At 64.5% G+C, this 12,366-nt stretch carries 12 protein-coding genes; 4 read left to right on the top strand and 8 right to left on the bottom strand.

All coding sequences use genetic code 11. From position 1 onward, the window contains the following. The first annotated feature begins 22 nt into the window (after positions 1 to 22). Positions 23 to 1,195, top strand: coding sequence for a VWA domain-containing protein (locus BXA00_RS14360; protein ID WP_076519093.1), 1,173 nt, complete (start codon positions 23 to 25; stop codon positions 1,193 to 1,195). 28 nt (positions 1,196 to 1,223) lie between these two features. Here BXA00_RS14360 and BXA00_RS14355 read toward each other — a convergent pair whose 3' ends face one another. The 3 genes from BXA00_RS14355 to BXA00_RS14345 all read right to left on the bottom strand — a co-directional run bounded on the left by BXA00_RS14355 (position 1,224) and on the right by BXA00_RS14345 (position 3,230). Then, complete coding sequence (locus tag BXA00_RS14355) at positions 1,224 to 1,781, bottom strand: GNAT family N-acetyltransferase (protein ID WP_076519092.1); 558 nt, start codon at positions 1,779 to 1,781, stop codon at positions 1,224 to 1,226. Positions 1,782 to 1,909: 128 nt separating this feature from the next. Further along, a complete protein-coding gene (locus tag BXA00_RS14350; protein ID WP_076519091.1) occupies positions 1,910 to 2,290 on the bottom strand; it encodes a hypothetical protein in 381 nt (126 codons plus the stop codon). Between the two features lie 340 nt (positions 2,291 to 2,630). Continuing rightward, on the bottom strand, positions 2,631 to 3,230 hold the full coding sequence (locus BXA00_RS14345) for a GNAT family N-acetyltransferase (protein ID WP_076519090.1): 600 nt from the start codon (positions 3,228 to 3,230) through the stop codon (positions 2,631 to 2,633). Between the two features lie 124 nt (positions 3,231 to 3,354). On the opposite strand from BXA00_RS14345, the gene BXA00_RS14340 reads away from it, so the two are divergent. Both BXA00_RS14340 and BXA00_RS14335 read left to right on the top strand, forming a co-directional pair. Continuing rightward, the gene (locus BXA00_RS14340; protein ID WP_076519089.1) at positions 3,355 to 6,111 is read left to right on the top strand and encodes a pitrilysin family protein; all 2,757 of its coding nucleotides are present in this window, start codon (positions 3,355 to 3,357) and stop codon (positions 6,109 to 6,111) included. A gap of 292 nt (positions 6,112 to 6,403) precedes the next feature. Further along, positions 6,404 to 6,793: a DUF4148 domain-containing protein gene (locus BXA00_RS14335; protein WP_076519088.1), complete on the top strand. Its 390-nt coding sequence runs from the start codon at positions 6,404 to 6,406 to the stop codon at positions 6,791 to 6,793. 35 nt (positions 6,794 to 6,828) lie between these two features. Here BXA00_RS14335 and BXA00_RS28845 read toward each other — a convergent pair whose 3' ends face one another. Next, positions 6,829 to 7,206: a hypothetical protein gene (locus BXA00_RS28845; protein WP_156902801.1), complete on the bottom strand. Its 378-nt coding sequence runs from the start codon at positions 7,204 to 7,206 to the stop codon at positions 6,829 to 6,831. A 533-nt stretch (positions 7,207 to 7,739) separates the two neighbouring features. Between BXA00_RS28845 and BXA00_RS14325 the strand changes: the two genes are divergently transcribed. After that, positions 7,740 to 8,021, top strand: coding sequence for a DUF4148 domain-containing protein (locus tag BXA00_RS14325; RefSeq protein ID WP_076519086.1), 282 nt, complete (start codon positions 7,740 to 7,742; stop codon positions 8,019 to 8,021). A gap of 111 nt (positions 8,022 to 8,132) precedes the next feature. Here BXA00_RS14325 and dnaJ read toward each other — a convergent pair whose 3' ends face one another. From dnaJ to grpE, 4 genes are all read right to left on the bottom strand, one after another. Continuing rightward, on the bottom strand, positions 8,133 to 9,260 hold the full coding sequence (gene dnaJ, locus BXA00_RS14320; RefSeq protein WP_076519085.1) for a molecular chaperone DnaJ: 1,128 nt from the start codon (positions 9,258 to 9,260) through the stop codon (positions 8,133 to 8,135). Between the two features lie 110 nt (positions 9,261 to 9,370). Next, positions 9,371 to 11,296: a molecular chaperone DnaK gene (gene dnaK, locus BXA00_RS14315; RefSeq protein ID WP_076519084.1), complete on the bottom strand. Its 1,926-nt coding sequence runs from the start codon at positions 11,294 to 11,296 to the stop codon at positions 9,371 to 9,373. Between the two features lie 84 nt (positions 11,297 to 11,380). Further along, positions 11,381 to 11,785 carry a thioredoxin family protein gene (locus BXA00_RS14310; RefSeq protein ID WP_076519083.1) on the bottom strand — a complete coding sequence of 135 codons (405 nt, stop codon included), beginning with the start codon at positions 11,783 to 11,785 and terminating at the stop codon, positions 11,381 to 11,383. A gap of 14 nt (positions 11,786 to 11,799) precedes the next feature. Beyond that, positions 11,800 to 12,357, bottom strand: a complete 558-nt coding sequence (gene grpE, locus BXA00_RS14305; RefSeq protein WP_076519082.1) for a nucleotide exchange factor GrpE — start codon at positions 12,355 to 12,357, stop codon at positions 11,800 to 11,802. Positions 12,358 to 12,366 lie beyond the last annotated feature (9 nt).

The following is a 12,366-nucleotide window of genomic DNA, read 5'->3' as shown; positions in this document are numbered from 1 at the left end:
GGCATCCACGGGCGGCCCGCACATGCTGATCGACTTCTTCTACCATCTCAGGGCGCACAAGCTGCCCGTCTCGGTCAAGGAATACCTGACGCTGGTCGATGCCCTGCGCCAGGACCTGATGTCGCCCACGCTGGACGAGTTCTACTTTCTTGCGCGCGCCACGCTGGTCAAGGACGAGTCGCTCTACGACCGCTATGACAAGGCGTTTGGCGCCTATTACCGGGGCATCGAGGCCGCGCTGCCGGCGGGCAAGGAGATCCCGCTCGACTGGCTGATCAAGCAGTTCGAAAAAAGCCTGTCGCCCGAAGACAAGGCCGCCATCGAAAAGCACGGCTGGGACAAGCTCATGGAGCTCTTCAAAGAGCGCCTGGACGAGCAGAAGGAACGCCACGCGGGCGGCAGCAAATGGATCGGCACCGGGGGCACCTCGCCCTTCGGCAACGGCGGCTACCACCCGGAAGGCATCCGCGTGGGCGGCGCGTCGGCCGGCAACCGCACGGCGGTCAAGGTCTGGGACATGCGCCAGTTCAAGGACTACGACGACCAGGTGGAACTGGGCACGCGCAACTTCAAGGTAGCCCTGCGGCGGCTGCGCCGCTTCGCGCGCGAAGGCGCCGACATGGAATTGGACCTGGACGACACCATCGCCAGCACCGCGCGCAATGCCGGCCACCTGGACCTGCGCATGGTCCCGGAGCGCCACAACACGGTCAAGGTGCTGATGCTGCTGGACGTGGGCGGCAGCATGGACGACCACATCGGCCGCGTCGAAGAACTGTTCTCCGCGGCCCGCAGCGAGTTCCGCAACCTGGAGGTGTACTACTTCCACAACTGCCCGTACGAAAGCCTGTGGCAAAGCAACCGCCGCCGCCAGACCGAACGCTTCGACACCTGGGACGTGCTGCGCAAGTACAACCCCGACTGGCGCCTGATCATCGTGGGCGACGCCACCATGAGCCCCTACGAAATCCTGCAGCCCGGGGGGTCCGTCGAGCACTACAACAAGGAGCCCGGCGCTGAATGGATGCGCCGGCTGCTGGACGCCTGGCCCAAATCGGTCTGGCTGAATCCCGAGCCCACGGCCTCGTGGCAGTACCGCCAGTCCATCGCGCTGATGCGCGACATCATGCAGGACCGCATGTATCCCGTGACGGTCGCCGGCCTGGAGCAGGCGATGCGGATGCTGTCCAAGTAAAGGCGGGGCCCTGCGCGGATTCGGCCGATCAGCCGTCCACCGGGTTTTCCGGCGTGTCCAGCGTGAGCTGATAGAACGCCAGGTCAAGCCAGCGCCCGAACTTGAAGCCCGCCTCGCGAATGGTGCCGGCGTGCACGAAGCCCAGTTTTTCGTGCAGCCGGATGCTCCCCTGATTGGACGCGTCGATGCCGCCGATCAGGACATGCACCCCATTGGCGCGCGCCCGTTCGATCAGCACGCGCATCAGCGCTTCGCCCAGCCCGCGCCCCCGAAAGCGCGCATCCACGTACACCGAGTGCTCGACGGAATACTTGTAGGCGGGCCACGCGCGGAACGTGCCGTAGCTGGCGAACGCCATCAGTTCGCCGGCCTCGTTCTCCAGTCCCACGACCGGAAAGCCGCCCTGCTGCTTGGCCTGGAACCACCCCTGCATGGCCTCGCGGGGCCGCGGCTTGTAGTCGTAGAGCGCGGTGGACGTGGCAATGGCGTCATTGAAGATGGCCAGGATCTGGTCGGCATGGCGCGCGTGCGTGCAGTCGACCAGTGCGGCGCCTTGCGGGGCGTGAAGTTCGGCGGGCGTGTTCATGCCCGGGATTTTAGCCAGTGCGGCGGACGGTGCGCCCGGCTCAGGGCAAAAATGCGGCGCGGCCGCCACAGGCAAAAAAAACCGGCGAGGACGCCGGTTCAGTGAGGTGTTGCCGCTTCTGGCCACTCTCAGGCGGCGCGGCTCTCCACAGATCGTTGGACGTTTTGCGCCGTATGGCGCAACCCTGGGCATTGCCGCCAGGCCAGTTCATCGGCGTCCATATCCAGGTCGAACAAATCCTGCGCGGCGGGCCACGGATGGGTGCGCGCGGAGGCGCCCTCCATTTCAAGCACATGGCCGGCAAATCCGCGGGGCGATCCCCCACACTCCGCGAAATACCGCTGCGTATTCAAGTCCACCACGTACGTGGTCAGGTCATGGGTCAATATGGCCACGTATTGGCCGTCATCACTGGCATATGCGTATTGAAACTGTCCTTTGATGCCATCGCCGCTGAGGGCGTTGCCGGTCAATTGGGACAAGGCACGCGTGACGAGCTCGGTCAGCATGGGTCGTTCCTCCGTAGAATGCGCCGGCAGGATGCCGGCGGCGAAGGCGCGAACGACAAGCACCGGCGCCGCGCTGCGGCGGCGTCTGGCGTTGGACGGGAAGCCGGTAAGACGGCCGTCGCGCATCCCGTCAACAACAGCAAAATCGTCCTTAAGAGCTTACACCCGTGCCCCGGACGGGTTCAAATCCCCAGGGAAAACGGGTCTGCTGCATCGCAGCATGACAGTTGGCGCGGCTTGGCGCGGCTTGGCGCGGCTTGGCGCGGCTTGGCGCCGCCCGGTGCCCCTTACGCCCCTTACGCCCCTCACGCCCCTTACCCCCTTATGCCCCTTACGCCCCTTACGCGGCCGGGAATATCTCGCCGTCGCGGGCGCCGTTGCCGTCCTGCTGGCGGCGCCAGCTGGCTCGGGCAATGCGGTACAGGACATGCGGGCGCAGCGGATGTCCGGCCGGGACGGCGGGATGGTCGAAGCTGCCGGCGTCGGCCGTCATGCCCAGGCGGTCCATCACCGCACGGGACCGCTGGTTGCCGGTGGCCGTGAACGCGACGATTTCATCGGCCCCGACCTGTTCGAAGCCCACCCGCAGCGCCGCGTCGGCCGCCTCGCTGGCGTAGCCCCGTCCCCAAAATGGCTGGGCGAGACGCCAGCCGATCTCCACGCCCGGCCCGAACGGCAGGCTGCTCGCCAGGGGCTTGATGCCCACGAAGCCGATGAAGGGAGCTACACCCGGCGCTTCCACCGCCCAGAACCCCCAGCCGTGCTCGTCGATGCCCGCCGCCAGCCGGTCGGCCAGGGCATCGCTCTCCTGCGCGGTGAGAGGCAGCAGAAACTGCGTCACCTGCGGATCGCCGTTGAGCGCGGCAAACGGTTTGCGGTCGGCGGCCCGCCATTGCCGCAGCACGAGGCGCGACGTTTCGACTTCCACGGTCAGGGACATAGGGGCTTCCTCAGATTGCGGCCGGCGCCGGCGCGCCGCGGCCAGGGCGGCCGGCATGCCCGCCTGAACCATTGCCAACGTATACACTCCAACGGATTCTGCCATGCCAAAGGAATGATCCGCCATGCGCTTGTCCCTGTCGAAGCTGCCGCGCCCATTGGGCGTGCTGCTGTTTTCCTCCTTCCTGGCCTTCCAGGCCGGGGCCGCCAGCCTGCCGGCGGGCGTCACGGAGGCCGCCTCGATCGAAGGCATTACCGAATATCGGCTGGCCAATGGCCTGCGGGTGCTGCTGGTGCCCGACGAATCCAAGCCGTCCACCACGGTCAACATGACGTACCTGGTGGGCTCGCGCAATGAGAACTACGGCCAGACCGGCATGGCGCACCTGCTGGAACACATGCTGTTCAAAGGCACGTCCACCACCCGCAACGCCATGGGCGAGTTCTCGCGCCGCGGCCTGCAGGCCAATGGCTCGACCTCCAGCGACCGCACCAATTATTTCGCCAGCTTCGCGGCCAATCCCGAGACGCTGAAGTGGTATCTGGGCTGGCAGGCCGACGCGATGGTCAATTCGCTGATCGCCAAGGAAGACCTGGACTCGGAAATGACGGTCGTCCGCAACGAAATGGAAAGCGGCGAGAACAATCCGTTCCGCATCCTGATGCAGAAGATGCAGGCGGCGGCGTTCCAGTGGCACAGCTACGGCAAGAACACGATCGGCGCGCGTTCCGACGTCGAGAACGTGGACATCGGCCAGCTCCGCGCCTTCTATCACGAGTACTACCAGCCCGATAACGCCGTGCTGATCGTGGCGGGCAAGTTCGATCCGCAGACGACGCTGGCGGACATCGAGGCCACGCTGGGCAAGCTGCCCAAGCCCGACCGCAAGCTGCCGCCCGAGTACACGGTGGAACCGGTGCAGGACGGCGAGCGCTCGGTGACGCTGCGCCGCACGGGCGGCACGCCGCTGGTGGCGGCGATGTACCACATCCCGGCGGGCGCCAGCCCTGATTTCGTGCCGTTCGACCTGGCCACCACGATCCTGTCCGACACGCCGTCGGGCCGCCTTTACCATGCGCTGGTCCCGACCAAGCTGGCCTCGGGCGTGTTCGGTTTCACGATGGAAAACCTGGACCCGGGGCTGGCGATGTTCGCCGCCCAACTGACACCAGGCAAGGACCTGGACGCGGCAATGAAGGCGCTGACGGGCACGCTGGAGTCCCTGGACAAGAAGCCCTTCACGCAGCAGGAGCTGGACCGCGCGCGCAGCAAGTGGCTGACCGCCTGGGAGCAGACGTACAGCGATCCCGAACAGGTGGGCGTGGCGCTGTCCGAGGCCATCGCCGCGGGCGACTGGCGCCTCTTCTTCCTGCAGCGCGACCGCGCGCGCCAGGCGACGCTGGCCGAGGTGCAAAAGGCCGCGACGACCTATCTGGTGCAGAGCAACCGCGTCGAAGGCCGCTATATCCCCACGGAAAAGCCGGAGCGCGCGCCGCAGACGCAGCGCGTGGACCTGACCGCGGTGTTCAAGGACTACAAGGGCGATCCGGATTTCAAGGCCGCTTCGGCGTTCGACCCCTCGCCTGAAAACATCGACAAGCTCACCCAGCGCAAGACGCTGGAACTGCCCAATGGCCCGGTGAAGCTGGCGCTGCTGCCCAAGGCGACGCGCGGCAGCCGCGTGCAGGCGCAGATGCTGATCCAGTTCGGCAACGAGAAGGACCTGCTGGGCCAGCGCGTGAATTCGAGCGCGGCGGCCGATCTGCTGCTGCGCGGCACGGACAAGCTGTCGCGCCAGGACATCCAGGACCGGCTGGACAAGCTGCAGGCCGAGCTGGGGTTCAGCGGCGGCGGCACGACGCTGAAGGTGGCGATGTCGACCAAGGGCGAGAACCTGCCGGAACTGACGGCGCTGGCGCTGGAGATCATCCGCAACGCCAGCTTCCCGAAGGAACAAGTCGAGGAATACCAGCGCCAGCTTGAAACGTCGATCCAGAACGCCATGACCGAACCCTCGGCCCTGGCTGGCCGCACCCTGGCCCGCCACGACAATCCGTGGCCTGCGGACGACCTGCGCTATGTGCCCACCTTCGAGGAGTCGCTGGCGGGCGTGCGCGCGCTGAACCGCGAGGCGCTGGCCAAGTTCCATGCCCAGTTCTATGGCGCGGGGGACATCGAGTTTTCCGCCGTGGGCGATTTCGAGCCGCAGGCCGTCGAAAAGGCCCTCAGCACGGGCCTTGCCGGCTGGAAGAAGGCGCCGGCCTACACCCGTGTGCCCAATCCGTACCGCGACGTGCCGCCCAAGCAGTTCGACATCAATACGCCGGACAAGGCCAATGCGTTCTATCTGTCGCGCCTGCCGCTGAAGCTGCAGGACACGGACGCGGATTACGCGGCGCTGTATCTGGCCAATTACCTGTTCGGCGCCTCGGAGACGTCACGCCTGTGGAACCGGGTGCGCGAGACGGAAGGCCTGTCCTACAACGTGCGCAGTTCGCTGTCGGTGTCGTCGTTCGAGCCGTCGGCCAGCTGGAGCATCTATGCCATCTATGCGCCGCAGAATCGTGAACGCCTGGAGAAGGCGGTCAACGAGGAACTGGCGCGGGTGCTGAAGGACGGCTTTTCGGACAAGGAAATCACGGAAGGCATCACGGCGCTGCTGAACTATCGCAATCTGGCGCGCGCCCAGGACGATGTGCTGGCGAGCACGTGGGTGGACTATCTGGACCGGGGCCGCACGTTTGCCTGGTCCGCGGAGATGGACAAGAAGATTGCCGCCTTGACGCCGGAATCCGTGAATGCGGCGCTGCGCAAGTATCTGCGTCCGGAAGGATTCAGCACGGCGCTGGCGGGCGACTTCAAGAAGCCTGCCAAGCCCTGATACGGGCTGGCTTTGCTGCTGGATAAACCCCTGCTTCGGCAGGGTTTTTTTTGCATGATGAGGGGTGGGGAAAGCGCCTGTCATGGGCGGCAGGGGCCATGACCATGCCAATAATGGGTGAATTTAGGCATCCAAATCCGATTACTCGGTTATTTGGAAAGATGTTTTCACGGAATCAGGGTTTATCCCAGGTTGGATGACGCGCACAATTCAGTCATCGGGAACAGCAAACGAACCACGACGGAGTACCGCCGGATTCGGTCCCACTTAATGACGAATTGGAGGTCTCACCATGAAAACCCTAGCCACTACCCTTTTCCTATCCCTGGCCCTGGCCGGAGCCGGCGCGCAAGCCGCAGGCGTCGAACAAGCGAAGAGCCGCGCCCAGGTGGCGACCGAGTTGCAACAAGCGAAGGCGAACGGCCAGTACACGTTCGGCGAGCTGGACTATCCGCCCGCCCTGCCCCAGACGACCAGCCTGAGCGCGCAGGAAGTGCAGGCTCAGTTGCAGCAAGCCAAGGTCAGCGGCCAATACACCTTCGGTGAACTGGAATACCCCCCCGTCGCCGCGGCGACCGGCAGCGCCAAGTCGCGCGCCGATGTCCAGGCGGAACTGGCGCAAGCGAAGGCCAGCGGTCAATACACGTTCGGCGAGCTCGAGTACCCGCCGATCAGCCGGTGAGCTGCTTGCTGTAGCCCGACCGGCCTCGGGTGGCATCATGGCCTGAGGCCGGTATTTTCGGCGGTACAGCGGCGGTTGAAGTAGTAGTAGTAGTAGTAGTAGTAGTAGTAGTAGTAGTAGTAGTAGTAGTAGTAGTAGTAGTAGTAGTAGTAGTAGTAGTAGTAGTAGTAGTAGTAGTTGAAGTTGCTGTGATGCAGTTGGTAGTTGTAGTCAGCAGTTGCAGTGCGCAGTAGCAGTAGCAGTAGCAGTAGCAGTAGCGAAGGGACCGGGGCGCGAGCCGCGGTCCCTTTTTTGTGTGCATGAGTGGGTCGGGCGGTCGCGGGTTCTTTAGCCGCCCGGCGCGGCCGCGCCCCCCAGCGCGCGGGGCCACGATTGCGGTCCGGAGCCTTCGCTCCGGACTTCCCCTGCCTCATCCTCGTCATCGCCTGCGGCGATTCCTTCGGATTCCGTTGGGCTTATCGACGCCCCGCACGCTGGGGGGCACGGCCACACCAGGCTTGCGTTGTTGAATGGCCTCGAGCGCTGGGACGGGTGGTTTTCTTGGCGTTCTTCTTGGCGTTTTGAGCTGATAGGAAGATCTTGCGGGGCCCGCGCTGCGTCGGCCGCGCGGGCGGCCTGGCAGCGCTTACGCAATGAGTCGCGTCAGGGGGAGGCCGCTGCGCGCTTGGTGGAGAGCCTGCGTCAAGGGTGGGCACTGCGTGCTGATTTAGCGCCCGCTTCGGGATTGAGCGACGCTTTGCTGGTGGAGGGCGTCTTGGCTTCGTAATTCTGCATTGCAAATTTTCGAAACCCTTCGATTTTTCGCAAACGTGGGAGGTGATTTCATCCCGTGCGGGTCTTTGCCGAGATTTTGGCGTCCAGCGCCTGGCCATCGGAATCAACAGATGGACCACGACAGAAGGCCGCCGGGCTCGGTCTCATTTAAAACAATCTGGAGGTCTCACTTATGAAAATACTGGCCACGACGCTGTTTTTTTCCCTGGCCCTGGCAAGTGCCGGCGCTCACGCCGCTGGCGATGAACAATCCAAATCCCGCGCCCAGGTCGCAGCCGAACTGCAAGAAGCCAAGCTCAGCGGCCAATACGCTTTCGGCGAGCTGGATTATCCCGCGGCGCAGCCTCACACCTCCAGCCTGACCGAACAGGACGTGCGCGCCCAGCTTCAACAAGCCAAAGTCAACGGCGAATACACCTTCGGCGAGCTCGACTACCCGCCCGCCACCCGCTAAGCGGCTCGCCGTTCTACGGGATCCCGCAATCCCATCGGTAGCGCGCCAGGCACGCCCGAAAAAAAAGCCGCGACGAACGTCGCGGCTTTTTTGCGCTGATCGGCAGCGCAATCAGCTGAAGAATTCCTTCACCCGATCCGTCCACGACTTGCTCTGCGGCGAGTGGCGGTCGCCGCCGTCGTTCAGCGAGGCCTCGAACTGGCGCAGGATGCTCTTCTGGTCGTCGCTCAGGCGCACGGGCGTTTCGACCACGACATGGCAGTACAGGTCGCCCGGGTAACTGCCGCGCACGCCGCGGATGCCTTTGCCGCGCAGGCGGAAGGTTTTGCCGGATTGCGTGCCTTCAGGGATGGAGATTTCGGCCTTGCCGCCCAGCGTGGGGACCTGGAGCTCGCCGCCCAGCGCCGCCGTGGTGAACGGGATGGTCAGTTCGCAGTGCAGGTCGTCGCCGTCGCGCTGGAAGATCTTGTGCTGCTTGATGTGGATTTCCACATACAGGTCGCCCGGAGGACCGCCATTGATGCCGGGTTCGCCGTTGCCGCTGGAGCGGATGCGCATGCCGTCGTCGATGCCGGCCGGGATCTTGACCTGCAGGGTCTTGTTGCGGCGGATGCGGCCGACGCCGTCGCAGGCCTGGCACGGATCGGTGATTTCCTTGCCGTTGCCGTGGCAGGTGGGGCAGGTCTGCTGGACGCTGAAAAAGCCCTGCTGCATGCGCACGGCGCCGGAACCGCCGCAGGTGCGGCAGGTCTTGGGCGAGGTGCCGGGCTTGGCGCCGGAACCGTGGCAGGTGTCGCAGTTTTCCCAGCTGGGAACGCGGATCTCGGTGTCGAAGCCGGCTGCGGCCTGTTCCAGGGAGATTTCCAGCGCGTATTTGAGGTCGGCGCCGCGGTAGACCTGCGGGCCGCCGCCGCGACGTCCGCCGCCGCCGCCGAAAATTTCGCCGAAGATGTCGCCGAAGGCGTCGGCGAAGCCGCCGCCCATGCCCGCGCCGCCCATGCCGGCGGCGTTGGGGTCCACGCCCGCATGACCGTAGCGGTCGTATGCGGCGCGTTTTTGTTCATCGCCCAGGACCTCGTAGGCTTCCTTGGCTTCCTTGAACTTCTCTTCGGCTTCTTTGCTGTCCGGATTGCGGTCCGGATGGTATTTCATGGCCAGCTTTCGATAGGCCTTCTTGAGATCGTCGTCCGAGGCATTCTTTGCCACACCCAGGACGTCGTAATAGTCGCGTTTTGCCATGATCCGTGGGCTCAAAAATCGAGCCTTCTTTTCAGTGCTACAGAATGAGTTCGCCCGGTAGACGGATTTCTCCGACTACCGGGCGGCAGAGGCAGGTCAGCGCCCGGCCATTATTGGTCGCGCTTGACTTCCTTGAAGTCGGCGTCGACGACGTTGTCGTCCACCGGCTTCGCGTTGTCGGCGGCCTGCTGCTGGCCAGCGGCCTGTTGCGCCTGCATGTCGGCGTACATCTTCTCGCCCAGCTTCTGCGATGCCGTGGACAGCGCTTCGACCTTGGCGTCGATCGCGGCCTTGTCGCCTTCCTTCAGCGTGTCTTCCAGGTCCTTGATCGCGGCTTCGATGCTTTCCTTCTCGGACGCTTCGAGCTTGTCGCCGTACTCGGTCAACGACTTGCGGGTGGCGTGCACCAGCGCGTCGGCCTGGTTGCGCGACTGGGCCAGTTCGGCAATGCGGTGATCTTCCTCGGCGTTGGCCTCGGCATCCTTGACCATGCGCTGGATCTCGTCTTCCGACAGACCCGAGTTGGCCTTGATGGTGATCTTGTTTTCCTTGCCGGTACCCTTGTCCTTGGCGGACACGTGCAGGATGCCGTTGGCGTCGATGTCGAACGTGACTTCGATCTGCGGCATGCCGCGCGGCGACGGCGGAATGCCTTCGAGGTTGAACTCGCCCAGGGCCTTGTTGCCCGCGGCGATTTCGCGTTCGCCCTGGAACACCTTGATGGTCACGGCCGGCTGGTTGTCGTCGGCGGTCGAGAACGTCTGCGAGAACCGGGTCGGGATCGTGGTGTTCTTCTGGATCATCTTGGTCATCACGCCGCCCAGGGTTTCGATACCCAGCGACAGCGGCGTCACGTCCAGCAGCAGCACGTCCTTGCGGTCGCCCGACAGCACGGAGCCCTGGATGGCGGCGCCAGCGGCGACGGCTTCATCGGGGTTCACGTCCTTGCGCGGATCCTTGCCGAAGAATTCCTTCACCTTTTCCTGGACCTTGGGCATGCGGGTCATGCCGCCGACCAGGATCACGTCGTCGATGTCGGAAACCTTCACGCCGGCGTCCTTGATGGCGACGCGGCAGGGCTCGATCGTGCGTTCGATCAGTTCTTCGACCAGCGCTTCCAGCTTGGCGCGCGTGATCTTCAGGTTCAGGTGCTTGGGACCGGAGGCATCCGCCGTGATGTACGGCAGGTTGATTTCGGTCTGCTGCGCGGAGGACAGCTCGATCTTGGCCTTTTCGGCGGCTTCCTTCAGGCGCTGCAGGGCCAGCACGTCCTTGGACAGGTCGACGCCTTGTTCCTTCTTGAACTCGGCGATGATGTAGTCGATGATGCGCTGGTCGAAGTCTTCGCCGCCCAGGAAGGTGTCGCCGTTGGTCGACAGCACTTCGAACTGCTTTTCACCGTCCACGTCGGCGATTTCGATGATGGACACGTCGAACGTGCCGCCGCCCAGGTCATAGACGGCGATCTTGCGGTCGCCCTTTTCGGTCTTGTCCAGGCCGAACGCCAGCGCCGCAGCGGTGGGTTCGTTGATGATGCGCTTGACTTCCAGGCCCGCGATGCGGCCGGCGTCCTTGGTGGCCTGGCGCTGGCTGTCGTTGAAGTAGGCGGGCACGGTGATGACGGCCTCGGTCACTTCTTCGCCCAGGTAGTCCTCGGCGGTCTTCTTCATCTTGCGCAGCACGTCGGCCGACACTTGGGGAGGCGCCATCTTCTTGCCGCGCACTTCCACCCAGGCGTCGCCGTTGTCGGCCTTGACGATGGCGTAGGGCATCAGGTTGATGTCCTTCTGCACCGCCTTTTCTTCGAACTTGCGGCCGATCAGGCGCTTCACCGCGTACAGGGTGTTGCGCGGGTTGGTCACGGCCTGGCGCTTGGCCGGCGCGCCGACCAGGGTCTCGCCGTCATCCATGTAGGCAACGATGGAGGGAGTGGTGCGAGCGCCTTCCGCGTTTTCGATGATCTTGACCTGCCCGCCGTCCATGACAGCCACGCAGCTGTTGGTCGTTCCCAGGTCAATGCCAATAATCTTGCTCATGGTGGGTTACCTTGATTATTAAATCTATGAAAATTTGGGGAAAACTGCTTGTCCCCCCATAACTGGGGCTGCCCGAGGGGTTTTTCAAGACGCCGGGCGGGAAATTTCCGCACCCGGTTCCTGCAGGCGGTGGATCGCCGCCGTGAACTGGGGCAATCCGGGCCAGCCGGTGATGCGCCCCAGCCGTTTCCCGGACCGGTAAAGCACAAAAGTGGGGACGCCATGCAACGAAAAGCGCCGGCCCAGCGGTTCGTCCGCATAGACGTCGGCCTCGAACCAGGTCAGGCCCAGGCCCAGCAGCGTTTCCTGGTGCAGCAGCGCGGCCTGCTTGAACAGGTTGCAGTTGTAGCAGTCCTGCCCCCACAGGAACACGCAGCGCAGGTCCGAGCCGGGCGCCTGCACGACCGCCGCATCGAATCCGGCCGTGTCGACATGACGCATGCCGAACACCTGGAATACCTGCGCCGGATCGAAGCGGGGGTCCGTCATGGCGGAGAAACCAATCAGCCCTGGCCGGCCGACACGACCACCAGCGCCGGGCGCAGGGTACGGTCGGCAATCACGTAGCCCTTCTGCAGCAATTGCACCACCGTGTTGGCGGGCTGCTCGTTGGGAATGGACGAAATGGCCTGGTGCTGGTGCGGATCGAACTTGTCGCCCTGCGCCGGCGCGATTTCCTTGAGCAGGTTGCGCTCGAAGGCGGCGGCAAGCTGCTTGAGGGTGACTTCGACGCCTTCGCGCAGCGTGTCGACCGTCTGGTCAGGCTGGGCCAGCGCGGCTTCCAGGCTGTCCTTGACCGGAACCAGGCTTTCGGCGAACGATTCGATGCCGAACTTGCGCGCCTTGGACACTTCTTCCTGGGCGCGGCGGCGCACGTTCTCGGCCTCGGCGTGCACACGCAGAAGCTGGTCGTGCTGCTCGTTGACGGTAGCCTGGGCGGCGTCCAGTTGGGCGCGCAACTCGTTCAGCTCGGCCTGCGTAGCGTCCTGGGCGGCGGGTGCCGCGTCGGCGCTCTGGCCGACTTCGGGCGCCTGCTCAGCAGGCTCGTGGGGTGCCGTCATGGGGAATCC

It is taken from the genome of Achromobacter sp. MFA1 R4 (assembly GCF_900156745.1).
In the GTDB taxonomy this organism is placed as follows: domain Bacteria; phylum Pseudomonadota; class Gammaproteobacteria; order Burkholderiales; family Burkholderiaceae_B; genus Achromobacter.
Note: the sequence above shows the minus strand (reverse complement) of the source record. Positions and strands in the feature narration are given on the sequence as shown.